This is a genomic window from Niveibacterium sp. COAC-50 (assembly GCF_013184235.1).
Lineage (GTDB): Bacteria > Pseudomonadota > Gammaproteobacteria > Burkholderiales > Rhodocyclaceae > Niveibacterium > Niveibacterium microcysteis.
The window spans coordinates 687,458-713,296 of record NZ_JABCJM010000002.1; the positions used below are offsets into that span (position 1 = coordinate 687,458).

At 63.2% G+C, this 25,839-nt stretch carries 18 protein-coding genes; 4 read left to right on the plus strand and 14 right to left on the minus strand.

Annotated features, from left to right (window positions below):
• Positions 1-106: 106 nt before the first annotated feature.
• The 6 genes from HH302_RS10660 to HH302_RS10685 form a co-directional block, all read right to left on the minus strand.
• Positions 107-1,516, minus strand: coding sequence for a M20/M25/M40 family metallo-hydrolase (locus HH302_RS10660; protein WP_172202091.1), 1,410 nt, complete (start codon positions 1,514-1,516; stop codon positions 107-109).
• A gap of 78 nt (positions 1,517-1,594) precedes the next feature.
• Positions 1,595-2,425: a MipA/OmpV family protein gene (locus HH302_RS10665; protein ID WP_216661865.1), complete on the minus strand. Its 831-nt coding sequence runs from the start codon at positions 2,423-2,425 to the stop codon at positions 1,595-1,597.
• A 167-nt stretch (positions 2,426-2,592) separates the two neighbouring features.
• Positions 2,593-3,396, minus strand: coding sequence for an alpha/beta hydrolase (locus HH302_RS10670; RefSeq protein WP_172202093.1), 804 nt, complete (start codon positions 3,394-3,396; stop codon positions 2,593-2,595).
• A gap of 37 nt (positions 3,397-3,433) precedes the next feature.
• Complete coding sequence (locus HH302_RS10675) at positions 3,434-4,195, minus strand: hypothetical protein (RefSeq protein WP_172202095.1); 762 nt, start codon at positions 4,193-4,195, stop codon at positions 3,434-3,436.
• The gene (gene metH / locus HH302_RS10680) at positions 4,195-7,887 is read right to left on the minus strand and encodes a methionine synthase (RefSeq protein ID WP_172202641.1); all 3,693 of its coding nucleotides are present in this window, start codon (positions 7,885-7,887) and stop codon (positions 4,195-4,197) included. Before metH ends, HH302_RS10675 begins: the two co-directional genes overlap by 1 nt.
• Before the next feature lie 73 nt (positions 7,888-7,960).
• A complete protein-coding gene (locus HH302_RS10685) occupies positions 7,961-8,581 on the minus strand; it encodes an FMN-binding negative transcriptional regulator (RefSeq protein ID WP_172202097.1) in 621 nt (206 codons plus the stop codon).
• Positions 8,582-8,877: 296 nt separating this feature from the next.
• On the opposite strand from HH302_RS10685, the gene HH302_RS10690 reads away from it, so the two are divergent.
• Complete coding sequence (locus HH302_RS10690) at positions 8,878-9,444, plus strand: NnrU family protein (RefSeq protein WP_172202099.1); 567 nt, start codon at positions 8,878-8,880, stop codon at positions 9,442-9,444.
• On the opposite strand, the gene HH302_RS10695 is transcribed toward HH302_RS10690, so the two are convergent.
• A complete protein-coding gene (locus tag HH302_RS10695) occupies positions 9,445-11,067 on the minus strand; it encodes a methyl-accepting chemotaxis protein (protein WP_172202101.1) in 1,623 nt (540 codons plus the stop codon).
• Positions 11,068-11,234: 167 nt separating this feature from the next.
• Here HH302_RS10695 and HH302_RS10700 point away from each other — a divergent pair, with 167 nt between their 5' ends.
• Positions 11,235-11,726, plus strand: a complete 492-nt coding sequence (locus HH302_RS10700; RefSeq protein WP_172202103.1) for a nucleoside 2-deoxyribosyltransferase — start codon at positions 11,235-11,237, stop codon at positions 11,724-11,726.
• 89 nt (positions 11,727-11,815) lie between these two features.
• The gene (gene ydiK, locus HH302_RS10705) at positions 11,816-12,910 is read left to right on the plus strand and encodes an AI-2E family transporter YdiK (RefSeq protein WP_172202105.1); all 1,095 of its coding nucleotides are present in this window, start codon (positions 11,816-11,818) and stop codon (positions 12,908-12,910) included.
• On the opposite strand, the gene HH302_RS10710 is transcribed toward ydiK, so the two are convergent.
• The 5 genes from HH302_RS10710 to HH302_RS10730 all read right to left on the minus strand — a co-directional run bounded on the left by HH302_RS10710 (position 12,907) and on the right by HH302_RS10730 (position 20,894).
• Positions 12,907-14,043, minus strand: a complete 1,137-nt coding sequence (locus HH302_RS10710; RefSeq protein WP_172202107.1) for a DUF748 domain-containing protein — start codon at positions 14,041-14,043, stop codon at positions 12,907-12,909. The two genes, ydiK and HH302_RS10710, sit on opposite strands and share 4 nt — an antisense overlap.
• A gap of 492 nt (positions 14,044-14,535) precedes the next feature.
• The gene (locus HH302_RS10715) at positions 14,536-15,111 is read right to left on the minus strand and encodes a hypothetical protein (protein WP_172202109.1); all 576 of its coding nucleotides are present in this window, start codon (positions 15,109-15,111) and stop codon (positions 14,536-14,538) included.
• A gap of 190 nt (positions 15,112-15,301) precedes the next feature.
• Entirely contained in the window at positions 15,302-15,943 is a 642-nt protein-coding gene (locus tag HH302_RS10720; RefSeq protein WP_172202111.1) for a hypothetical protein, read from the minus strand.
• Positions 15,940-17,898 carry a hypothetical protein gene (locus HH302_RS10725; RefSeq protein ID WP_172202113.1) on the minus strand — a complete coding sequence of 653 codons (1,959 nt, stop codon included), beginning with the start codon at positions 17,896-17,898 and terminating at the stop codon, positions 15,940-15,942. The genes HH302_RS10720 and HH302_RS10725 overlap by 4 nt, the downstream gene beginning before the upstream one ends.
• Before the next feature lie 29 nt (positions 17,899-17,927).
• A complete protein-coding gene (locus tag HH302_RS10730) occupies positions 17,928-20,894 on the minus strand; it encodes a type VI secretion system Vgr family protein (protein WP_172202115.1) in 2,967 nt (988 codons plus the stop codon).
• Positions 20,895-21,198: 304 nt separating this feature from the next.
• On the opposite strand from HH302_RS10730, the gene HH302_RS10735 reads away from it, so the two are divergent.
• Positions 21,199-21,768, plus strand: a complete 570-nt coding sequence (locus HH302_RS10735; protein WP_172202117.1) for a PleD family two-component system response regulator — start codon at positions 21,199-21,201, stop codon at positions 21,766-21,768.
• 137 nt (positions 21,769-21,905) lie between these two features.
• Here HH302_RS10735 and gyrB read toward each other — a convergent pair whose 3' ends face one another.
• Complete coding sequence (gene gyrB / locus HH302_RS10740) at positions 21,906-24,386, minus strand: DNA topoisomerase (ATP-hydrolyzing) subunit B (RefSeq protein WP_172202119.1); 2,481 nt, start codon at positions 24,384-24,386, stop codon at positions 21,906-21,908.
• Between the two features lie 125 nt (positions 24,387-24,511).
• Complete coding sequence (gene dnaN, locus HH302_RS10745) at positions 24,512-25,615, minus strand: DNA polymerase III subunit beta (protein WP_172202121.1); 1,104 nt, start codon at positions 25,613-25,615, stop codon at positions 24,512-24,514.
• Positions 25,616-25,839 lie beyond the last annotated feature (224 nt).

Genomic DNA, 25,839 nt, shown 5'->3' on the forward strand with positions numbered 1-25,839 from the left:
AGAATAGAAAGGCGGCGCCCACGCCGTTCCTAAATCTTGGCTCGCGGAATCCTAATTTTTCCCTATTGCCGGCGGCCGCGTGACGCGCATCACGCGCGATGCGGCGTCACTGGGCAATGCCGGCAAAGCGCGCTGCGCTCTCGTTGCCCTCTGCGTCGAGCGCAATCACGCCGAAGAGGTAGTCGTCCTTCGATATGCCCTTAAGCGTCAGTTCGCGCGCCTTGCCCGCGTCGCGCTGATGCTGCCAGACCGGCGAGGTGGTCTCGCGCCATACCACCCGATAACCCGCTACGTTCTGCTCCGGGCTCGCCTCCCAGGTCAGCCGTGTGTCGTTGCTTAGTGACTGCGTATCGAGCACGACGCGCGCGGGTGCTGCGGGTGCACGCGCCAGGCTGGCCAGCCCGGCCGCATTGGCCCGGGCAACCCGCGCGACGTAGTCGAAGTCGACATAGTCCGGCAGATCGCCGTATCGATGGCCATCGGACTCACGCAAGTCCTGGTGCTGGTGCCGGAAGTCTTCAACCGGCTCGGTGAAGCGCAGCGCGGGGAAGCCCCGCTCGAGGAAGGGCAGGTGGTCACCCCCGCGCAGGAAGCGGTCGCGTCGCGCGACGAGCTGCACCTTGAAGCCCGGCTGCCACTGCTCGGCCGCCCGCTTCACGGCACGGGCGAACTGGTGCGTGGGCGTGTCGTGCTCGCCGCCGATGCGGGCGATCTGCAGCAGTTGCTCGCGTGCCTGCTTTGCGAAGCTGTCTTCACCCGGCTGGTTGCGCTCGTTAGCCAACACCGTCTTGAGCATTGGCGTCAGGCCGTCGGCGAACAGTCGCACCGTATCGGCGCGGCGCACGCCGTCGTCACCGAGCGAACTACCGATGATGTCGTTGGTGATCATGCCCTCGATGCGGGTGTGCTCGGCAGCCGCGTCGCGCGCGAGCCGGTCGGCACCGAGAAGGCCCTGCTCTTCGCCGGCCACGGCGGCGAACACGATCGTCGCACGGGTGGGCTGATCCGCCATCGCGCACGCTATGGCAATCACCGCAGCAACGCCGGAGGCATCATCGTTCGCGCCCGGTGCGTCGGACCTCGCGTCCATCACATCACTGGCGCGCGAATCGTAGTGGCCGCTCACGAGATACACCCGCTCCCGGCCAAGCGGGTCGAAGCCGGGCAGGGTGGCGACGACGTTGACGATCTCGGTCGGCCGGTCGATGCGCCGGCCCGCCGGCTCCACATGACTGAGAAAGCGCACGCTCAGTCGCCCCTTGCGCTCAGCGTTGCAGGCTTCAAGCCGCTGCTTGATCCAGCGCCGCGCAGCACCGATGCCGCGGGATTCCGATTGCGTGTCGGACATCGTGTGGCGGGTGCCGAAAGCCACCAAGGTACGGATGTCCGATTCGATCTGGCGACCGTCGATGCGTTCGAGCACGCGCGCGATCACGGCATCGTCGGCGAGGGCTGAGGCGGCAAGCGCTGCGGACAACAACAGTGCAGCGCCATGGATGGCACGCGAGCGGCGCATGTTCGGGGCTCCTTGCGGGAAGCCGCCAGCATACACACGCCTCCGTTGATCGGCGTGTGTGGCGCTACGAGGCCGGTATCACCAGATGTAGCCGACGCCCGCGATCACTGTCACTTCGTTGTCGTGCGCGACGATCGGGCTCTTTGCGGTACCGCTGTCAAAGTGTTCGATGTTGCCGGATACCGTGCCGAGCCAGTGGCGGTCGAAACGATAGCTGGTGATCAGGCTCATCATCGGCGACCAGGTCGCGCCGGTGTCGTGCTGCGGGCGGCCGGGCCGCGCTTCGTCGGCCGACACGCCGCCGAAGTAGTAATTCGCGAGCTTGCTCGAACGCCACAGCAGGCCCAGGCCGGGCATCACCAGCAGGCGGCCGCGGATCACGGGAAAGTCCGACCACAGCAGGCACTCCTGCCCCTTGCTGGTACCGCTGATGTCGCTCGCCGCACGCATCGTCAGCAACGCATACGGCGTAATCAGATTGGCGCCGATGCCAGCCTCGGGCTCCCATTCCCGCTTCGTCATACCCGCCAGCTCCGGCGCATCGGCCGGGTCGAGATTACCGAAGCGCACGCGGCCGTATGCGAAGGCCGCAAAACCGCCTTCGCGATAAAAGTAGTAACGGGCACGGTCGCCGAGGTACATGAAGCGTTCGCCGAAATACACGCCGCCCGGCACCACAAGGTTCATGTCGTCCAGCGCCTTGTAGCGCGCATTCGCGCCGATATAGACGCCACCCAATACCAGGCCCTGCGGCACTGGCGAATCCTCGGAGGCACTACTGATCAGATCCAGGGAGCCCAGATCGGTCTCCGCCCGAACCGGCGAACCCGTCATTGCGCCCAACGCGAGCAGTGCAGCAACCGCCATGCGGAAACGACGAGAGGGCTTGGTCATCGGATGGATTGGCACGTCAGCACTCCTCGGCGTCGGGAAAGGGTCACTTCAGTGTAGCGACTCGCGCAACGGCGGAGCTTTGCGCCCGCGCAATTCGCCCTCATGGGCCAGATCACGGCCGTGCCGGATCAAAGCGGCCTACTCACGCGACGTTTGAGCGACACAACACACGGTCGGCCGACTCAGAGGCGGGACGACTTGACGAGAAAGGGCAGAGCGTTGCGGAAGCGCTCTGCCCATGCGGCCTCGCAATGCTCAGCATCCTGCTCGCAGTAGCGCAAATCACTACCCGCGCGGTAGCCCTGCTGCTCTAGCAATGCGCGCAGCCGGCGCGCGTCCGCCAGCATCTCGTCGCCTTCAAGCGTGCCAATATCGAGATAGAAACGTCCGCTGCGCCGGCCTTGAGCGACGAGCCAGGCGAAAAGCGGCTCGCGTCCGTACCAGAGCGACGGGCTCATGACCGCAGCGCAGCCGAACACATCGGGCCGTGAGCGTTGGGCATAGAGACTGATCAACCCGCCCATCGAGGCGCCGCCGATGACGGTGCTGGCCGCGTCACGACGGGTGCGGAACGCCTGGTCGATGATCGGCTTGACGGTCTCCACAAGGAAGTCGACATAGGCCTCACCGCGCCCGCCGCCGCACTCCCAATCCGCGAAGGGGCTGTACTCGGCCATGCGCACCGAATCGATGTTCGGGATCGCCACGACAACCGCCTCGCAACCCGTTGCGACGATGGCGTCGTCGATGCCCCATTCGCCGGCAAAACTGATCGCCGGATCAAACAGGTTTTGCCCGTCGTGCATGTACAGCACCGGATAGTCGGCGGAGGAGCGGTGGTAGCTCGGCGGCAGATAGACATGGATGTCGCGCCAGTTACCCAACTGCCGGCTGTGCAGCGCCGGCAGCACATGCAAGCTGCCGGCGCTGCACGCAAAGGGCGCGCTGACTGTGCCGAAGTACTCGTGCCAATCACTGTGTTTCATGCGTTAGCGCTAAATCCCTGGCGACCCCGCTCTTCGGCTACTTTGCCAAGTCATCGAACGAGCCCTGCCCCGTGCCGCCAGTCACATCATGACTAGACAGCGGTACCTCGGGCACAGCATCGGCATATTGCGGAAGATACTTCCGCACCAGAGAGGCTGACACCTCCCGCCCGACGGTCAACCTTCCGGGTTGTTGCACGAACTCGCGCGGTACCAGCTTGTGTATGTCGGCTGGCAATGCGGCACCTTCAGGCTTCGTCCGGGCAATGGCAAGATCGAGCGCCTGCCAATCTGCGATCGAGATATGGAGTCCGGACAGCATATTCCGTCCAGAGCTGGGGCGAACTTCAAGGTTGCCAACATAGGCGCACTCGCCAGCGTCCAACGTGAAATTGACGCCAGACGTCCACGGCGCCCTTACGTCGAGACGGACAGGCGTAGTGGTCGCACGGCTAACCTCAACATTTATGAGCTCAAAATGGCCGGGCGCCATGCGCAGCACCCGTACCTCCCCGAACGCGACCTTGCCATAGTCCGACGCAGCGCCAAAGGGCCACGGGGCATGGTTCATCATGACGCGCCCAACTTTTCCCGACTCGACGTGGCGCAAGTACACAGTGACCAAGCCTTCGTACTGGAAGCGGATCCCGAGAATGACCGTCGCAGCTTCCGGCGCGCTTGATTTGAAGTCAATTTCATCTTCGCCACTGCTGAACAGCCCCGCACAAGCGACGTTCGGCAACAGCGTCAATGCGCCACAGAAGGCCAATAGCATCAGGAAAGAAAGGCGCTGACGCATCACAACACCGGCGCCAGCCAGCGCGCCGCTTCTTCCACGCTCATCTGCTTCCGCTTCGCCCAATCTTCGAGCTGGTCGCGACCGATCTTCGGCACGGCGAAGTAGTGCGATTCAGGGTGGCTGAAGTAGAAACCGGACACCGCGGCGGCGGGGGTCATCGCGAAGGATTCGGTCAGGTGCAGTCCGGTCGCACGCGGAGCGTCAAGCAGGTCGAAGAGCGGGCCCTTCTGCGTGTGGTCCGGGCAGGCGGGGTAGCCGGGCGCCGGGCGGATGCCTTTGTACTGCTCGGCGACGAGGGCCGCGGTGTCGAGCGACTCGTCGGCGGCGTAGCCCCAGTCGGACTTTCTTACCTTCTCATGCAGGTACTCGGCGAAGGCTTCGGCGAGGCGGTCGGCCAGCGCCTTGAGCATGATGCCGCTGTAGTCGTCGTGCGCGGCGGCGAACTCTTCGAGCTTCTTCTCGATGCCGACGCCGGCGGTGACCGCAAAGCCACCCAGCCAGTCGGGCTTGCCGCCCTCGGGCGCGAGGAAGTCGGCGAGGCACCAGTGCGGCTTGCCGTCCGGGCGCTCGTGCTGCTGGCGCAGCTGCGGCAAGACCTGGCGCACTTCGCTGCGTGACTCGTCGGTGTAGACGACGATGTCGTCGCCACGACGGGCGGCCGGCCAGATGCCGAACACGCCGTGCGCGGTGAGCCAGCGGCCGTCGATGATCTTCTTCAGCATCGCCTGCGCATCGGCATATACCTGCCGCGCGGTGGCACCGACCACCTCGTCGTCGAGGATGGCCGGGAAGGGGCCGGCGAGATCCCAGGTCTGGAAGAAGGGGCCCCAGTCGATGTACTCGGCGAGCTTCGCCAGATCCATGTTGCGCAGCGCGCGCAGGCCGGTGACGTCCGGCTTCGGCGGCGTGTAGGCGTCGAAGTCGAGCTTCGCATGGTTGGCCGCAGCCGCGGCGTAGGGCACCAGCTGCACGCCGCGCTTCTTGCCGTGCTGCTCACGCACCTTCTCGTAGTCCTCGGCGACTTCGGCGACGAAGGTGTTGCGGTGGTCGATGGAGAGCAGCTTGGTGACCACGCCGACGGCGCGCGAGGCGTCCGGCACGTAGACCACCGGGCCTTCGTAGTTCGGTGCGATCTTGATCGCGGTGTGCGCGCGGCTGGTGGTGGCGCCGCCGATGAGCAGCGGCACTTCAAAACCCTGGCGCTGCATTTCGGCCGCGATATGGCTCATTTCTTCGAGCGAAGGCGTGATCAGGCCGGAGAGGCCGATCGCCTGCGCGCCGTGTTCGCGCGCGGCGTTGAGGATCTTCTCCGCCGGCACCATCACGCCGAGGTCGACCACGTCGTAGCCGTTGCAGCCCAGCACCACGCCGACAATGTTCTTGCCGATGTCGTGCACATCGCCCTTCACGGTGGCGATGACGATCTTGCCCTTCGCGGCGGCGCCGGTGCGCAGCTTCTCGGCCTCGATGTAGGGGATCAGGTGCGCGACGGCCTGCTTCATCACGCGGGCGGACTTGACCACCTGCGGCAGGAACATCTTGCCGGCACCAAACAGGTCGCCAACGACGTTCATGCCGTCCATCAGCGGACCTTCGATCACCGACAGCGGCGGCTTGCCAGCAGCTTCGAGCGCAGCGCGCGCTTCCTCGGTATCAGCCACGACGTAGTCGGTGATGCCGCGCACCAGCGCGTGCTTCAGGCGTTCGCCGACCGGCTGCTCGCGCCACGCGAGATCTTCCACGCGCTCTTTCGCGGAGCCCTTCACCTGCTGGGCGTACTCGACCAACGCTTCACCGGCACCGGGGTGGCGGTTGAGCACCACGTCCTCGACCAGTTCGCGCAGCTTCGGTTCGAGCTCGTCGTACACGCCGAGCTGGCCGGCGTTGACGATGCCCATCGTGAGGCCCGCCTTGATCGCGTGGAACAGGAACACGGTGTGGATCGCCTCGCGCACATGGTCGTTGCCACGGAACGAGAAGGACACGTTCGAGATGCCGCCCGAGGTCTTGGCGTGCGGCAGGTTCTGGTGGATCCAGCGCACCGCCTCGATAAAGTCGACGCCGTAGTTGTCGTGCTCGGCGATGCCGGTGGCGATGGCGAACACGTTCGGGTCGAAGATGATGTCTTCGGGCGGGAAACCGACTCCGCCTTGCTCCGGCGATGCCGTGAGCAGCTTGTAGGCGCGCTCGCAGATCTCGATCTTGCGCTGGTAGGTGTCGGCCTGGCCCTTCTCGTCGAAGGCCATCACCACGGCGGCCGCGCCGTAGCGCATCACCAGCCGCGCCTGTTCGAGGAACTTCTCTTCGCCTTCCTTCATCGAGATCGAGTTGACGATGCCCTTGCCCTGCAGGCATTTGAGCCCCGTCTCGATGACTTCCCACTTCGAGGAATCGATCATCACCGGCACGCGGGCGATGTCAGGCTCCGAGGCGATCAGCTTCAGGAAGCGTTCCATCGCCGCCTGCGAGTCGAGCATCGCCTCGTCCATGTTGATGTCGATGACCTGCGCGCCGTTCTCCACCTGCTGGCGGGCCACCGCCAGCGCGTCGTCGAAGCGGCCTTCGAGGATCATCTTCGCGAACACGCGCGAACCGGTGACGTTGGTGCGCTCGCCGACGTTCACGAACAGCGAGTCGTCGGAGATCGCCAGCGGCTCCAGGCCAGAGAGGTGCATCACATGCGACTTCTTCGGCCGGTAAGCGGGCTTCACACTCGACACCGCTTCGCCGATCGCCTTGATGTGATCCGGCGTCGTGCCGCAGCAACCGCCGACGATGTTCACGAAACCGCTCTGCGCCCATTCGCCGACCTGGCGCGCCATGTTCTCCGGCGTGTCGTCGTACTCGCCGAAGGCATTCGGCAGGCCCGCGTTGGGGTGGGCCGAGCGCCAGGTCTCGGACACGCGCGCCATCTCCTCGACGTACTGGCGCAGTTCCTTCGCACCGAGCGCGCAGTTCAGACCAATCGTGAGCGGATTGGTGTGAGCGAGCGAGTCCCAGAAGGCTTCGGTGGTCTGGCCCGAGAGCGTGCGGCCCGAGGCGTCGGTGATGGTGCCGGAGATCATCACCGGCCAGCGGCGGCCGGCTTCGTCGAAGAAGCGTTCGATCGCGAACAGCGCGGCCTTGGCGTTGAGCGTGTCGAAGATGGTCTCGACCATCAGGATGTCGGCGCCGCCCTCGACCAGGCCCTTGGCCGACTCGATGTAGTCGGCGACCAGCGCATCGAAGGTGATGTTGCGGAAGCCGGGGTCATTCACGTCCGGCGACAGCGACGCGGTGCGCGAGGTCGGACCGAGCACGCCGGCGACGAAGCGCGGGCGCCCGGTCTTCGCGGCGAACTCGTCGCACACTTCGCGCGCGAGCCGCGCACCGGCGACGTTGAGCTCGTAGGCCAGATCCTGCATGCCGTACTCGCCTTGCGACACGCGGGTGGCGTTGAAGGTGTTGGTCTCGATGATGTCGGCGCCGGCATCCAGATACGCCGCGTGGATGCCGCGGATAATCTCGGGCTTGCTCAGCAGCAGCAGGTCGTTGTTGCCCTTCACGTCGCTCGCCCAGTTGGCGAAGCGCGTGCCGCGGTAGTCGGCCTCCTGCAGCTTGTGCTTCTGCACCATCGTGCCCATCGCGCCGTCGAGCAGCAGGATGCGGGTTTCGAGCAGGTCGCGGAGTTCTTCGGTACGGTCGGCTTGCATCATCGTTCTCGTCTGTCGTGTCGCATCGCCGGTGTGCGGTGGCAATGCTGAAATCTGGGGGGCAGAAGGCGCGTCAGCGGCTCTGCATCAGGGTGTTCATCATCAGGCTGGCGATGGCGTCAGCGTCCGGGTTGTCCTGCTGGCCGAGGGCGCTGACGACGCGCAGTCGATCGGCCGGCGACTTGTTCTGCGAGAGCTTGAACTTGGCCTCGACCCGCTGCATCTCAAGCGCGAAGCAGTGGATGTGGGCCAGCATGCCGGCGCGCTCATCCTGCCGCATGTGCCGCGTACCCGCCTCGCCGAGCGGATCGGGGTCGAAGGTATCGACCAGGTGGTCGAGCATTGCCTGCGCGGCCTCGCCGTTGATCACGCGCACCTTGGCATGCACATGCACTGTCGCGTAATTCCAGGTCGGCACGCCGGGCTGTTCGTACCAGGTCGGTGACACATACACATGCGGGCCGTGGAACACCGCGGTAACGGTGGCGCCTTCAGCCAACAGCGCGGCGTGCGGATTGGCACGCGCCACATGCCCGACCAGCGTGCCGGTGGCGTCGGCCACCAGCGGCAGATGGGTAATCACCGGTTCGCCGCCAGCCACGCTGATCAGCGTGGCAAACGGGTGCTGCGCGATCAGTTGAACGATCGCGTCGCGGTCCGGTGCGGCAAAGTGGTTGGGAACGTAGAGCGTCATCGCGGCCCTGAAAACAGAAAACCCGTTCGGCCTCGGCGGCGGAACGGGTTCTTGTGAAACGCGTCTCGCTTTAGCTGATTTCGGCCCGGTCGGGGTCGGCGCCCAGCAAGCTGAGGTCAAAGCGGCGCAAGGGGTGGCAGTTTGTTGCGACCCTGCAAAATTGTCAAGAAACCCTTGGATTCAGGGACTTGCCGCGCGCCAGCCTGGCCGGGCCACGCGCAGCAGGACCACCGCCTTGCCCGGTTCGCGCCGCGGGGGCAGCATGTGGCCCAGTCGTCCCAATCACCGGAGCTGCCATGACCCTCATCCTTACGGGCATTGCCTTGTTCATGATCGCGCATGTGGCAAGCGTGTTTCCGCCGATCCGCAGCCGCATCGTCAGCCGCATTGGCGTCAACGCGTGGCGCGGCACGCATTCGCTGTTGTCTCTGGCCGGGCTGGTGATTGTCGGGATGAACTGGTCCCACGCACCGACGACGGCGATCTTCGCGCCAAGCCCGCTCGCGATCCGGCTCGCCCCCTATACCAACACGCTGGCATTGATCCTCTTCGTCGCCGGCGGGTTCAATTTCCCCGGTTATCTGCGGGCACGGCTGCATCATCCGATGGTGATCGGCGTATTGATCTGGTCAGTCACCCACCTGCTTGCGAACGGTGGCATGCGCCAGACGGTGTTGTTCGGTGGTTTCGCGGCCTATGCGAGCTTCGCTTTGCTGGTGGCGGTGGCATTTCGCAAGCGCGCAACGCTGACGCCGCACTTCGCAGCGGACATCAAGGCCGGCGTGATCGGCGTCATCGCGAGCGCGGCCGTCATGCACGGGCACGTCTGGCTATTTGGCGTGCCCGCGGTGCTTGGCAACTGATCAGACGCGGAAGCGGGACGTCACGCTATCCAGTTCAGCGGCGGTCTGCTCGAGCGCTTGGGCGGTATGCGCTGCGCTCGACATCTCGGTCGCGGTTTCCTCCACCTGATGTGCGATCCGGTCCACTTGCTGCGCAAGGAGGCTGCTCGCCTGGCTCTGTTCGCGTGTTGAAGACGCAACGTCGCGAACCAGGGCCTCGGCCGCCAGCGAGCCGGCCGCGATGCGCGACAGGGTTTCCGCCGCCGTCGCCGCAGCATCGCGTGCCTTGTCGGCCAGCGGCATTGCATGGTCCATGGTCTGCGCGGCGTCGAGCGTGTCGCGCTGGATACGCTCGACGACATGCGAGATCTCGGAGGTTGCGGTTTCCGTTCGGGCCGCGAGCTTGCGCACCTCGTCCGCCACCACCGCAAACCCGCGCCCGTGCTCGCCCGCTCGCGCCGCCTCAATCGCAGCATTGAGGGCAAGCAGATTGGTCTGGCCGGCGATTTCCTTGATCACCTGCGCGATGCGCGATACCTCTTCCGCGTTCTGGGCGAGCGCGCGCACCTGCGTCGCGGCACCGCTGAGCGTGGAAGCCATCGTGCCGATATCCTCGGCGGCCCGCGCGACCTGGCCCTTGCCCTCGCCCGCCAGCTCCGCCGCGTCGCTGGCGTGGCGTGCCGTCTCGCTGGCGCTATCGGAAATATGGTTGATCGACACCGTGAGTTCTTCCATCGATGCCGCCATCGCTTGGGTACTGTCGGTCTGCTCGGCGGCAGCGGCGGCCACCGCCGATGAGGCGGCGTTGATGTCCTTGGCGGCCCGCGTAACACGGGCCGAGCCGGCGCCGATCTCGCCAATCACCGCGTGAAGTTTGCGCACCAGGCGATCGAGCTCGCCCAGCAAACTGTCGCCATGCGCGTTATCGAGGCTGACTTTCAGGTTGCCGTCCGCCACTTCGCGCATCACCGCAACGGCCTTGGCCGGCTCACCCCCAATGTCACGCATCACCGCCCGCACCACGGCAACAGCGACAAAGCCGACGACTGCGAGGATCACGGCGATCGCGGCGAGTACCTTGAGCAGCTCTTCCTTGAACACCGCGTCCAGGTCGTCGACGTAGAGCCCGGTCCCGATCGCCCAGTCCCACGGTTCGAAGTGCCGCAGGTACTGCAGCTTGGGCACCTGCACATCGCTGCCCGGCTTGGCGGTCAGCGTGTTGGCGAAGCCGCTCTTGTCGAGCGCGGCGGTGATCATGGCGCGGATCGTGTAGGTGCCCGATTTGTCCTTCCGGTCCCAGTGATTCTTGCCTTCGTACTCTGGCCGGATCGGGTGCGCGACGCCGTTGCCCTTGGAGTCATAAACGTAGAAATACTCCTTGCCCTGATAGCGCATCGATTTGATGGCCTGCTTGGCCAGCGCCTGGGCCTGATCCTTCGGCAACTCACCCTTTTCAACCCGCTCCTGCAGGCCCGCGGCCACGCTGTAGGCGATGTCCACCGCCGAGGTCAGCGTCAGCTTGCGGTCGTCGAGCAGTTGCGTTCGCAGGTGGGCAATCTGCAGCGCGGCGAGGAACAGCATGCCGAGCAATGCAACCGCAACGAGCACCAACAAGCGGGTCTTGAGGCTGAGTTTGGCGAACATCGGGCGTACTCCTTCTTCACGGGCGTTCTCGGGGCGAAGCGTTGAAGCACCTGGCCTGAAGGCCAGACCAGCTTTAACGGCAAGGCGCCAAGCCAACTTGAGGCGATACGGACGACCGAAGCGCGGCATGCGCTACAGTGGCGTCCGATTCTCATTCGCCCTGCCCCATGAAGCTCTACCTTGCCGGCCCCGATGTATTCCGAACCGATGCGCGCGAATGGGCTGCAGCCGCCCGCGCGCTGTGCCAGCTCTTCGGCCATGACGCGCTGGTGCCGCTCGACAGCGATGCGCACGACGCCGCCGGCATCTACACCGCCAACATTGCAATGATCCGCGCCGCCGATGCGGTGCTCGCCAATCTGGCGGAATTCCGGGGTGCCGAACCCGATTCCGGGACGGCGTTCGAAGTCGGGTTCGCCATCGCGCTGGGCAAACCCGTGATTGGCTACCTGCCTACGAACGAACCACTGGCAGATCGGATCACGCGCCATTGCGGGCCATTGACGCAGGACGACGGCGGCCTGCTCGATGGCAGCGGCTTGCGCGTCGAGCAGTTCGGCCTGCCGCTCAATCTGATGCTCGCGGTGCCTGCCCGAATCGTCGTGGGGGATCTATCGGTCGCGCTTGGCGCCTTGCCTCGCCAGCCAGCCGGCGGCTGACCCGCATCAATCGGGATTCATCGTATCGCTTGGCGGCGTCACACACTGGGGCCAGAATCGGGTCTCCCTACTTCGTACGAGCGCCCGCCATGCATGCCTCCAGACCGGAAGTAACGCGAACTTTGCTCGCCGTGATGACGATTGCGCTGCTGATCGTCACCTCGCTTTGGGTACTGAGACCCTTCCTGGGTGCCCTGATCTGGGCAACGATGATCGTGGTGGCCACCTGGCCGCTGATGACGGCGCTGCAGAGACGGTTGTGGGGCAAGCGGGGCCTCGCGACGGCGGTGATGGTGGGCGCATTGCTGCTGGTGTTGTTCGTACCGCTCACGATTGCGATCACAACCGTCGTATCGAACGCCGACAAGGTGGCCGAACTCGTACCGAAGTTGCAGGAAGCCACGGTGCCCGAACCGCCTAGCTGGGTCTCGGGCCTGCCGATGGTGGGCGACAAGATCGCCAGCTTCTGGCATGGGGTCGCCGTCAACGGCGTGGCGCCGCTGCTCGCGAACATCAAGCCCTATGCCGGCGATGCGCTGAAGTGGCTGGCGTCGCAGGCGGGCGGCCTCGGCATGGTGGTGATTCAGTTCCTGCTGACCGTAGCCGTGGCGGGGATTCTGTACAGCACCGGTGAAACCGCGGCGCGCGGCGTGCGTGGTTTCGCGCGACGGCTCTCCGGCGTGCAGGGCGATCGCGTGGTGATCCTGGCCGGTCAGGCGATCCGCGGCGTCGCGTTGGGCATCGTGGTCACGGCTCTGGTGCAATCGACGCTCGGAGGGCTCGGGCTGCTGATTACCGGCGTTCCGTTCGCGGCGGTACTGTCAGCGATCATGTTCATGTTCTGCCTCGCCCAGCTCGGCCCTGTGCTTGTGCTGCTGCCTGCGGTCGGCTGGCTGTTCTGGAGCGGCGACAACACGATGGGTAGCGTGCTCTTGGTGTGGACACTGATCGTCGGCTCGCTCGACAACTTCCTGCGGCCCTGGCTGATCAAGAAGGGCGCGGATCTACCGTTGCTGCTGATCTTCTCGGGCGTGATCGGCGGCCTGCTTGGTTTCGGCATGATCGGCCTCTTCATCGGCCCGGTGGTGCTTGCCGTCACCTACACGCTTCTGGATGCCTGGATCGGCGACGCCTGGCCGCCTGAAGACAACGCCACGCCTGCCAACGACGGCAAGCAGACTTAATCGCCGAAGAGCTTTCTCAGGCTCTCGCCAATCCCACCGGCGGCCTTGCCAACCCCTTCCGCAAGGCCGCCGATGCTGACACCCAACCCTTCGGCCACCGCAGCCGCAAAGCGCGAAGCCATCACCTCGTTGAGCGAGAACTTCGGATCATCGAGGTTGCCCTTCAACGTGAAGTCGACCTGAATCCGCCCCGCTCGGTCCTTCAACGCCGATACCACCAGCGCGCGCGGTAGGCCCAGCGCGCTGTGGCCATGCTCAACCAGCTCAAGTTCACTCAGGGTCAGGCGGCCGGGCGCATCGAGACGCCGCTTCAGCACCTTGGCGTGCATGGAAAGATCAAGCACGCCGCGCTTCACTCCCGCATCGGCCGCTTTCACCAGATATGGCTCCACGCTGCGCAAGTCGACGCCCGTCAGGTCCAGCTTCAGATCCATGTCACGCGTCGCCATGGTCAGCGAACCTTCGAGCGCCAGATGACCGTCGCGGGTCGGGCCGGCAACGGTGCCGGCCAGTCCCAGCGTGCTCGCCGCATCCAGGGTCGGAATCCGCAGATCAGACAAACGCCCGTCGAGCGCACGCAGCGCAATGCAATGCGGCTTGCGTGCCACGGTGGCATCGCAGTAGTCCAGCGCGCCATCGACCAGTACGATCGAATCGAAACGGATGACGCGGGCTGGCGCATCGTCGGAATACGCCTCCACGGCCGCATCACTTTGCGTTCCCGATGGGCCATCCTGCCTGCCCTGCGGTGCGGCAGCCGGCTCCAGCACCGCCGGCAACACCCGCAGACGCCCGTTCCGCGCGCGCAGCATCGACAGATAGGCACCTTCGAGACGGAGCGCACGTACCTCGATATCGCCGCGCAGAAGACTCATCAGCGCCGGCACCACCCGCACCACCCGCGCCCGCAGCTCGTCCTGCACCGGCCACCCATCCGCCGCCCGCACCACCACGTCGTGCAGTTCCAGCGCGTTCCACCGCACCACCACATCCCCGACCTGCGCCCTCGCCCCCAAGCCCTGCTCAACCGCCACCTTCAAACGCTGAACGGCCAGGTAGTAGGCAGCCGGCACGAGCAGAAAAAGCGCGAGCAAGGCGGCAAATAAGAAACGGGCGGCGCGAGAACGGAGCATTGGAATAGAGGAAATCGATCAAGACGATGGGCGCAATTGTAGGAAATTGGCTAGCAACGCTGCGCTGGGTCGAATCGAACGCACCGGCCCACTGGCTGGCCCGGTGAGGTTCTTCCGTTTTGCCTTTAGGTTCGCGCAGCGCGGTAAGGGCGATTTTGCCGTTTGCGTTGACGCTTCCGCCGCTGACTTCGTTGCCTTACGCGTTGTCTTGCACACAGCTTTTGTGGGCGAGCCCTATCACGATTTGTCGGTCGATGTCGCCCTCGGAGAAGTCCATCAGCGCTTCCACCTCATACGCGGCGTGAATTGCGCGCCCTGGTTGTATCTGGCCTAACCTGCCGCTGCTCCACAACTCTCAGTCAGGACGGTTCGAAAGGGCCCGCCCTGCAAGACTAGCGTTGTGGTCTCTCGCTGCTCGATAGGCAATCAGTTCGGAAGATGGCCGAGCTCTGGGCCCGAAGAGCAAGAGTCGCGCGTACACGCGTGCTGCGCTTATTCGTCGAATGACTCTCTCTCGATCTCGGTCTTCAGGATCAGTCTGAGTACGCGTCCATTCCAAAGGTGGTAGACCTTTCCCCCGTCCTCGTCGTTCTTGCGTCCAGTGATCACGAATAGACGGCCGTTGAGCCGATAGGCCAAGCGGTCTTCAGCGTTCCCCATGACGCCGGCGACGTAGTCAACGCCTGGCATCGTATAAACGTTGCCATTACGTTTGTTGATGATCGCAAAGCCGTGGCAATCGGTGCCGCATCCCCAAGTAGCAACACGGTAGTGGCCGGCGAGGTCAGCGCCCTCGCGGGACGGCTGAGTGATGACCGTACGGTACTGCTTGGCGAGTCTGGTTTGCAGGATGAGGCTGATCGACGGAAATGGCTGGCTGTGTTCGACCACAGGGTAATCATCAAAAGACGGGGCACACTTCGCCGCGCCACATTCGGTGGCGGAAGCGGAAGCCGGTAAGGCGAACGCGATCGTTAGCGCGGCAAGTACGGTAAGTACCCTATTTATGATTTTGATACAGCCGCTCGCCTTCGCGCGATAAGCAGAGCGGTGTTTGCCCGTTGTCACCAGCCAGCGCGGTTACCACACGCAGCCACGTGATCGGTCTCGTTCGCACGCGCGTTGTCGTCACCGTTCGGGTGGGCGAGGTGGTTTTGTGCGTTGCCGCCGCGCCGCCACGAGAGCTGAATCTGATGCGGCGACCCTAATCGGCGGTGCGCGGGTTGCCACGCAGTCTTTGCTTGCGCTCGCACCGGGTTCATTCGCACTCGCTGGGTGCGTCCTTCAACTGCTCGGGGGTGAGTTTCGTCGCCGATTCGTAGCCGCAGGGCCGCGTCTGAAAAGAGGCCTTACCGAGGATCGTCAGGACGTTGGTAATTCGCCACCCAATTTCGGTCTTTGACAGATAGAAAATGTTCCGGTCGTACAGGGCTTGCCCGGGCTCCTTGTTCTTGAAGCCCCGCACATAGACAACCACCCTGGCGCTGCTATTGGTCACAGACGGGGGCTCGATCAAGGGGCGGGCAATGTCCTCATAACGGGTGCTTGCAGAGAGCTGTTCTGGGCCGAGGTGGGGGAATAGATTGGGTGCGTAGCACGCAACGAATGTCTTCTTTTCCGTTCGCGTAATGATCGAACGGTCAAAGAATTCCTCGATAAGTTCGCACTTTTCTTTAGGCATGTACTTCGACGCCGTGTGACTGTCGGGTGCCTTATTCAGGAGATATGGCTTCCGGGTCTTCACATCAAACTGGCCGTTATCAAAGGATTCTGGATCGTATGAGTACAGTCGTTTCATGAAAGCCTGAACCTCCAGTTGCTCTGCGTTCAAGGGTGCCGCGTTTGCGGCCAAGGCGTTCAGCACTAGCCCCATGAAAAGCGCATTCACAATTCCGCTCATTCCCATCTTATTCTCTCTTCTGACAAATACTGGTCAAACAAGCTCTGCAGGTACGTCATATTCATCGGCTTTCCATCAGCGGTTCTCCTGCGCGCATTCTCGCCGCCACCAGGAAGGCTGGTCCATTCTTTGGGCAAAGTTGTGCCTTCTATCGCTTCCTTAATCTTGCCCATACGGATGAGGTGCAAGGCGTTGCGTTCCTCGATCTTCATAACGGCAATACGATCCTGAATCGCCGGGCTGAATATGTCACCTCTATCGGTAATCAAACCCTGGTCAATCTTCTCTTGCCACGTGCTCGCGAGGATCTGATAAGCGCCAGCCGCCGTGGAATAGGGTCGGGCGGGCGGCGGGAAGCCTTTCCAGGGGTGCGTCCGGTAGCTACTGAAGCGCCGCGCTGACGTACCCGGGACTGCGCAGTTGAGCATCTGGTAGCGCTTGGTATCGTCCTGCTCCGCCTGGCACTCGAACTCGCGCAGGCAGCGCAAGAACGCTCGTATCCGCTGAGTCGGCAGCGGATCGAACACCTTGCGGTAGATGCGGATGTTCGTGTATTCCGCCCATCTCGGGTGTGCGGGTTTGTTGGGTGGGAGCGTCAGGAAGTCGCTCACGTAGAACTCGTAGTCACGAATATCGATATGGCCGTGGTTGGGCAGTTTGTCGTTCTTCTTCTTCTTCTTTCTCCTCGCCCAAGTCTCGTCAGTCCATTCGTAGACGATGACATCTCCCGCTGCGGCCCAGCGGGCGTCAGGCACTGAAGCGGTGACATCGCGAAAGCCCTTCGCCAGCAGCGCGGGCCCGGCCTTGCTGGCGCTGTCTTGCATCGCGTAGTGCTCGGCCGCGCTCTGCCTATCCAGTTTCTTATCGCCCAAAATGCCGTCGACGATCTTGCTGCGTGTAAGTGCAACCTTGACGTAGGTGTAGCAAAGACCCGTGGAATCATAAGCTTCCTTCTCGCCGCTCTTGTGCTTGAACGTGCGATTGGTCATTGATGTGAGGACGCCAGCCGTGCCTTCCGTGTAGTCGTATTCAGTCTGCTCCTTCGCAAACGCCAACAGGGCCTGAACCTGCTGGACCATCTCGGCGTTGACCGCCACACGGGTTTTCGGCGCAGTCCCTTGCACCGCTGACTCACCCCACAAGTTGAGCGTCGGTAGGCGCCAACTGCCCCACCAGTCAATTAACTTCTGCGTGTGAAACGCGATCGGGTGGCCACGTTCGTTGCGCCCGGTCTGCGGCGCTTGCTTGGTATTGTCAGCGCCCGAAATCTTTCGTGGGGCGGAAGTCGCGCTGTGCGCGGCAGTCGGCACCGCTGTGGCTGGTTTTGGTGTGGCTTGAACTGGCACAGGCTTGGTCGACTGCGCTGGGGCAGCCTTGCCTGTAGCCTGCGGCGTCGCGGCTTTGTCTGCATTCCTTGCGGGCGGAGCAGATGGCGCGTGCTCCGGCGCTGCACCCGTGGCGATGCCCGGGGGCGTCGGCATGAGGTCGCCGGCATCGCTTGCCTCCGATTTCGGAATCGCCGCCTCGGCCGTGCCCGGCGTGCCCACATGGATTTCGGTCTTGGTTTCAAGTACGAGACTCGGGCTGATCGCGGTCAGCAAGCCATTTGAGGCGGGCATCACCGTTGCGCCTATCTCCTTGTATGTCTTGTTGAAACGCTGCACCGCCAGTGTGAGCACGGCCCCCGGGGGCGCTTTGACAGGGGGCAGCAAGCCTTCGGCATTTGTGAAGGCGGTAAGCTCGCCACCGTCCCAGCAAACATTCACGCCGAGTTTGACGATTGGCTCGCCGTCAAGCGCGCGCACACAGATCGACAGCTCTGGCGGTTGGGCAGTCGCTGATCCTTCCGCAGGTGCTGCTTCATCTACAGCGGAAGTCTGTAGTGCGGACTCTTCGGGCGCTGGTTCATGCGGCGTGGCAGCCTCAATGTCAGCCAGCTCTTCATAAGTGTTCATGAGGGAATATCCAGTGGGCAACGGGCGAATCAAAGGTGCTCGATGTCTTGCAACAGAATCCACTCACCGGTCTTGACGACCACTTTGAGTTTTTCGGATTTGCTGGTGAATACCCGGTCTGTGTTGCCATCGGGTTTGATCTGCCCGGCCGCAAGTCTTTGCCCGCTTTGGTCGAAAACCTCATAGCTCATGTTTCCATGCAGTGCTTTCGTCTCAGGGTCCAGCCCGAGAAGGCCCGCGACGTTGAGTTTCTGGCTGAAACGGCTGTGTTTTTGCAGCGCGGGAAACTCAGGGGTGCTCACAGGGAAATTGGGCGTCACTACTGCCGCGCTCGCCCCCCCGGTCAAGTTCTTCTGACTCGCCTTGAGCATCACGCTGCCAGGTGCGGTCAGCGTGATGTTGCCGCCTTCGATCTGGATCGCAGCACCGGCAGCGGTGAGCTGGACGTGGCTCTTGGCGCTGATCTGGATGCTGGCGTGCGTGCTCGCGATCGTGACCTGCTTTTGCGCCGCCACTGCGGCGGTGTTGTCGTGGGCGTGCGCGGTGACTCTGCCGGCGGCGGCGTGCAGCTTTATTCCAGTGTCGGTGATCGGTCGTGCGCCCTCGGGCTTCTTGCCCACGGAGTAGAGCACAAGGCCGGCACCGCTCGCCCAGCGAATCGCGCCTTGCGCGGCGGCCTCAAAAGTCTGGCCGCCGGTGACGGTGAGGTCGTTGGCCACGGTGGTGCTGTGGGCCGGGGTGGTGAGTGCGATGCCCGCTTCACCGAATAGTGAAAGGTGCGGCGCAGCCCAAGCGCTGACGGTACCGGTGCCGCCTGCGATCCCGGCGGGGCTTTGGTTGATGCTGGTCGTCTCGGCCAGTTCCTTGGATTGCGTGGTTTGGCCTTCCAGCGGCGGCAGCTGCTTCGGTTCCGACGGGTCTTTCGGGAACTTGGCGCGCGAAGTGTTCGCGGCCTTGGCGAGGGCGGTCGCGAGTTCGCTGCTGCTTTCCAGCACCGAGGTGGCGCCACTCGCATCAACGTGCGGCACACCACGATGGCCGGATTCGCCGGCGGAGAGTTGCAGACCCTGTGCGGCGCGCACGGCGCCGGCGGCACTGGTGGCTAATTCCGCACCGTGGCCGCGAGCGGCTTCGCGGGCGTTGTCAGTTTGTGCGCGCAGATGCCCGAGTTGCAGACGGCTGTCGTGTTGCGTGGTGGACAGGCGTAGTCCGTCCTGCCCCGGGGTAGCGTCAAACACCAGTGCGTTGTGCTCGCCGCTGCCGGCTTGGCTGGTCGCGAGTGCCTGGGTCTTGATGCCGGCGAACACCGGTTTGTGCGCATGGGCACCGGCAGTGCCGGGGAACCAGGCTGGCGCGTTGCCCGTGGCATTGGCGCTGCCGCTGGTGACCTGATTGCCCTGCGCATTCTCTTGCCCGCGGCCGTTGTAGGCGAGCCCGATCACGATCGGGCGGTCGATGTCACCCTCGGAGAAGTCCACCAGCACTTCCTGGCCTAGGCGCGGGGTGAAATGGGCACCCCAGTTGTCACCAGCTAGCGCAGTCGCCACGCGGACCCAGGTACCGACGGTTTCGTTCGCGCGCGCGTTGTCGTCCCCGCTTGGATGGGCGAGGCGGCTTTGGGCATTGCCGCCGCGTAGCCACGGCAACTGAATCTTGATGCGGCCATCGCGATCCGCAGTGAGCGGCGTACCCGAAACGCCGACGACCAACGCCGTCTGCGTGCCACGCACGGTGGGTTTGGCATGGATGCGTGCACCGTGCTGATCCCAAGTCAGCGGGCGGTAGGGTGCGTCGGCGGGAATGCTGTGCGCGCGGTTGCAGTAGAGCGGGGCGTCTGCGTCATTGCGCACTGCTTGCGCGCTGTTGGTTACATCAACCAATGAATCGAGCAGGGCCATTGAAGGTGCCGGCCCCAGGACTTCGCGGATCTGTGCCAGTACATCGGCGGCGAGGTTGTTGCGCGCTTCGTGCTCGACGCTGAGCACAGCAATCGGCACACCGGTCGGCAGGCCAAACGGGCCATCGGTAATCACGGTACGAGTACCCGGTGCGAGCCGGCGCACGGTGCTGCGGATCGGGTATGTGTGAATTCGGCACTGCCAAGCTTGCAGCTGGCGCTGAGCGTAGCGCTCGCCGTCTTCGACTGTCGGGAAGGCGTAGAGGCCGGGCGAATCGCTGCGCACGAGCGAGATTGGGCCGCACTGCTGTCCACGCGCTTCCACGGTGACACGCTGGTGGGCACGGTAGTCCCAAGTCACGATACGCACGGTGTCGGGCATCACGCGCGAGCTTCGCTGCAGGCTTTGCACGGTGTCGGCCACTTCGGTGGCATCGGCGCGGTGAAAGCGCATCGGCGGCACTTGCTTGAAAGCGCCGTTGTGATCGGCGATGACCAGGGTGTGGGAGTCGGCGGCGTGCTCGAACCAGTAGAACAGGCCTTCCTCGGCAAGCAAGCGTTCGACGAAGACCAGATCGCTCTCGCCATGCTGCACACACAGGCTGCGCGGTAGCAACGCGTCGGGCTCAGACAGCTCCCAGCGCCACTGCGGGACCAGCTTGCCTTGCCCTTGCCAGCCAGCGAAGAGCTCATCGCAGATCGCAACGACGTTCTGATCCTGGAAGGCCCAGCTATCGCGGTTGTGGCCAAGGAAGGCGAGCCACGGCTGTACCCGCATGCGGTAGCGCGCAAGCCCCCCATCAGCGCCTTGCAGACCAAATCCGGTCACATAGCCGTGAAAGGGGCGATCTCGACTCACGAGGCCATCGGTTAGCAGCGTCAAACACACCGGTTGCCCGATCAGCGATTTGTGCGCGATCTGCGCATCCTCGCTCAAGAGCATCAAGTCGAGTTCAAAGCCACCTTCCCCCACCGACTCGCGGATTCGCGCGGTTTCCACCAGCAGTGCATCGTTGCCCAGCGGGGTGGTAAGACGCAGCAAGCGGTGGGCGTCGGAAAAACTGCGCGAAAGCAGACCAGGGATTGAGAAACCAGGCATCGGAACGGTCCGTCGAGGCACGACATTTTGGTTAGGCCGACAGCATATCGCTATGGCATATCAAGGACCGTGAAATGCGACAGGTTGCCGGCGCCTTTGGGCAAGCGAATCCGCCTCCGTCTGGTGTTGAGGCTGTTTCGCCCTTGGGACCGATAGGCAATTGAGCCGCACTGTGACGCCCGACGCACGGCCGCTCACGCTTTTGACGTGAGCCAGTCACGCGCGGGAATGCCGACGGTATGATTTGTTCGCCAACCGGATTTGAACCAAGCTCCGCGCCTGGGCGCACTCAGCAGAGGTAATCGTGGGACTTTTCGATCAGCTCAAATCGATACTTGCCAAATCGCCGACCCCCCAAGCGCCGGCAAACCACGCTGACGCGGTTGGGACCAGTCTTGGCCAGCCCCCGGAGCGACGCGTCCGTGATCGCCAGAATGCGCGGCCGGGTACGAGCGCGCTGATTGTTGACGACTCGCCAACCATCGTTGCCGCGCTTCGCAAGATGCTCAATTCCGCCGGCTACGTCACCCTTGAAGCGCTGACCGCCGAAGAAGGAATCGAGATAGCCCGCGACCTGACGCCGGACATCATTTTTCTCGACATCGTCCTTCCCGGCATGAACGGCTTCGCAGCACTGCGCACGCTACGGCGTGATCCGCTGACGAAGGATATTCCGGTGATCATGATCAGCGGCAACGAACAAGCCACCGAACAGTTCTTCGGCACCCGAATCGGCGCCGACGATTTCATGAAGAAGCCTTTTTCACGGCTTGAAGTGTTCGCTCGAATCGAACGACTTCTTGATGCAGATATGGTGCCGCGCCGGCTGGTTACCGCTTCGCAGCCAGAAGTGGCGAGCACAGGCAGCGTCTAGCCGATACGACAGAGATTGCCGCTGGTGAGCGGCGAACGAACTGGCGGGAATGCTATTCCCAAAAGAACAAAAGGCCCTTTATGGGCCTTTTGTTCATTCGCATCTCAGAAGTTGTTCAGAGACAAACGCTTTTCATATCAGACATCGATGTTGCGCGCGTAGAGCGCATTGCTTTCGATGAATTCTCGACGCGGCTCTACCTGGTCGCCCATGAGCGTGGTGAAGATTTCGTCGGCGGCGATGGCGTCGTCGATCTGAACTTTCAGCAGGCGACGAACGGCTGGGTCCATGGTGGTTTCCCACAGCTGGTCGGGGTTCATTTCGCCGAGGCCTTTGTAGCGCTGCTTGCTGAGGTTACGTTCGACTTCGTTGAACATCCAGCGAATGGCATCGGCGAAGGATGTAACCGGTGCCGCTTTTTCGCCGCGGCGCATTTCCGCGCCTTCGCCGATCAGGCCATTGATCATTTCGGCGGCGCGACGGATCTGCGCGTAATCACCGGAGACAAGGAATTCAGCGTCGATGATGCCGCGGCGTACGTTGCCGTGGTGCATGCGCTCCACCGCCAGTTCCCACGCTTCGCTTTCCTGATCGAAGTGGGGCCGGACGTTAACACCCTTGGGCATCGAGGCTTGCAGTCGCGCTGCGGAATCGGTTGCAGCGGCCTCGTCGGTGAGCGAAACGTTGATATCGCCGGCCAGCATGGCGTGCAGCGCAGCGGGGTCGATGAAGCCGGAGACCCGGTTGATCACCGCTTCGGCGAGCAAGTAGTTGCGGGCGAGTTCGCCGAGCGTTTCGCCTTCGATTGGCGCTGCTCCCGATGAGGGAATGAGTTGCGCGGTGTCGAGGCCCATCCGCAGCAGGTGGGCGTCGAGTTCGGCGTCGTCCTTGATGTAGCGCTCGTTCTTGCCGTGCTTGATCTTGTAGAGCGGCGGCTGCGCGATGTAGATGTGACCGCGCTCGACGAGCTCGGGCATCTGGCGATAGAACAGCGTCAGCAGCAGGGTGCGGATGTGGGCGCCGTCGACGTCCGCGTCGGTCATGATGATGATGCGGTGGTAACGCAGCTTCTCTGGCTTGAAGTCGTCCTTGCCGATACCGGTCCCGAGCGCGGTGATCAGCGTGGCGATCTGTTCGGAGGAGATGAGCTTGTCGAAGCGCGCGCGTTCGACGTTGAGCACCTTGCCGCGTAGCGGCAGGATCGCCTGGAACTTGCGATCGCGGCCTTGCTTGGCTGAGCCACCTGCGGAGTCACCCTCGACGATGTAGATCTCGCACAGCGCGGGATCCTTCTCCTGGCAGTCGGCGAGTTTGCCGGGCAGACCAACGCCGTCGAGCACGCCTTTGCGGCGCGTCATTTCACGCGCCTTGCGGGCGGCTTCACGGGCGCGCGAGGCCTCAACGATCTTGCCGCAGATGGTCTTGGCATCGATCGGGCGTTCGAGCAGGTATTCGGAAAGCTTGGCGGCGACGACTTCTTCCACCGCCGGGCGGGCTTCGCTCGAGACCAGCTTCATCTTGGTCTGCGAAGCAAACTTCGGATCGGGCATCTTCACCGACAGCACACAGGCAAGGCCTTCGCGCATGTCATCGCCGGTGATCTCGACCTTGGCCTTCTTGGCGATCTCGTTTTCTTCGATGTACTTGTTGATGACGCGGGTCATCGCCATGCGCAGGCCGGTGAGGTGGGTACCTCCGTCGGACTGCGGAATATTGTTCGTGAAGCACAGCACCTGTTCCTGGTAGCTGTCATTCCACTGCATCGCGACTTCGACGGTGAGTTCCACCGTGCCGCCGCCACCGCTGACCGGCACCTGAGTGGCACCGGCCGCGTAAAAAACGTTGGGGTGCAACACCGTCTTCGCACGGTTGATGTACTCGACGAACCCACGCACGCCGCCGGAGAAGGCAAAGTCTTCCTCGCGGTTGGTGCGCTGATCGATCAGGCGGATGCGTACGCCGTTGTTCAGGAAGGAGAGTTCGCGCAGACGCTTGGCGAGAATCTCGTAATGGAACTCGACGGTGCCGAAGATTTCTTCATCGGCAAGGAAGTGCACTTCGGTGCCGCGCTTCTCGGTGTCACCAATGACGCGAAGCGGCGAGACTTCGACCCCGTTCTGCACTTCGAGCAGGCGGTCCACGGCGTGGCCGCGGTTGAACTCGAGGAAGTGCTTCTTGCCGTCGCGACGAATCGTCAGCCGCAGCCATTTCGAGAGCGCATTCACACACGACACACCAACGCCGTGCAGACCACCAGAGACCTTGTAGCTGTTCTGGTTGAACTTGCCGCCTGCGTGCAGCACGCACATGACGATCTCAGCCGCCGAGCGCTTGGGTTCGTGCTTGTCGTCGAATTTGATGCCGACCGGAATGCCACGACCGTTGTCGGTGACCGAGATCGAGTTGTCGGTGTGGATCGTGACGACGATGTCGTCGCAGTGGCCTGCCAGCGCTTCGTCGATCGCGTTATCGACGACTTCGAACACCATGTGGTGCAGACCGGTGCCGTCAGAGGTGTCACCGATGTACATGCCAGGGCGCTTGCGTACGGCCTCCAGCCCTTCAAGCTGCTGGATGCTGTCTTCGTCGTAGGCGGGTTGCTGGTTCTGTTCGGACATCGGGTGACCTTGCTTCAAAAACTGAGATTCATCGCCGCGGATCATACGACCAGGCGCGAACGGCTGAATGAGCCGTTCGCGCCCGCCTGCAATTCCGTGGCCTAACGCTGGGAATGACTGTCGGCTTAGATCCGCATCGGCATCACGACGTACTTGAAGCGCTCGTCGCCCGGCAGGGTGATCAGCGCGCTGGAGTTGCCGTCGTTGAGCCGCAGCTCGATCTCGTCGGTGGCTGAGTTCGTCAGCACATCGAGCAGGTAGGTGACATTGAAACCAATGTCGACCGAGTCGCCGGCGTAGTCGACTTCGATCTCTTCCTGAGCCTCTTCCTGCTCGGCGTTCGAGCTGATGATCTTGAGGCTACCGGAGGACAGTACCACACGAACGCCCCGGAACTTCTCGTTGGTGAGAATTGCGGCGCGGTGCAGCGACGCCAGCAACATCGTCCGGCCAAGAATCAGCAGCTTCGGATGGTTTTGCGGAATTACGCGCTCGTAGTCCGGGAACTTGCCGTCGATGAGCTTTGTGATCAGTTCGATCGGGCCAAAGCGGAAGCGTGCCTGATTGCCGGCGAGGGCGATTTCGAGGGGTTCATCGCTATCCGCCAGCTGGCGAGCGAGCTCAAGCACCGTCTTGCGGGGCAGGATGACTTCAGTTTTCGGCAAATCCGCGTCGATTTCGGCCGAAGCGAATGCAAGGCGGTGACCGTCGGTGGCCACCATGCGCAGTTCGTTGCCCTGTGCAACGACCAGCAGGCCGTTGAGATAGTAGCGGATGTCCTGTGCCGCCATTGAGTAGGCGACTTGGGCAAGCTGGCGTTTGAAGGCCTTCTGCGACACCGTGAAGCTGACCGCCTCGGCATCGTTGAACTGCATACGGGGGTAGTCGGACGCGGGCAGCGTCTGCAGCGCAAAGCGGCTCTTGCCGGCGTGCAGGGACAGGCGGTTGGCCTCGAGCTTGAGGTTGACCTCGGTGCCATCAGACAGGGCGCGGAGGATGTCCTGGAACTTGCGTGCGCCGACTGTGAAGCTGGCGTCGGTACCGCCGCTGGCAAGGCCAGAGGTGCGGATCTGGATCTCGATGTCAGTGGCAAGCAGCGTGACGTCGTCACCGTGCTTTTCGATCAGCACGTTCGACAGGATCGGCAGCGTGTGCCGCTTTTCGACGATCCCTGAAACCGACTGCAGGGGGCCCAACAAGGCTTCACGAGAAGCTGTTAACAGAAGCATTTAAGTAAACCTCTATTATTAGTTAACTGCACCCGGTTTCTGTGGATAAACACAGAATATCCAATAGATACAATCGCTTAATGCACTTAAAACCCTGTTCATAAACTGCGTAGCGTTTGATGAACAACTGGGGAGTGTTTTGCTGATCGACCGAATTGATGCGCTTATCCCCAAATCTTGCCACGGTCTTCCCACTGAATATTCACACGGATGCGGTTTCGATT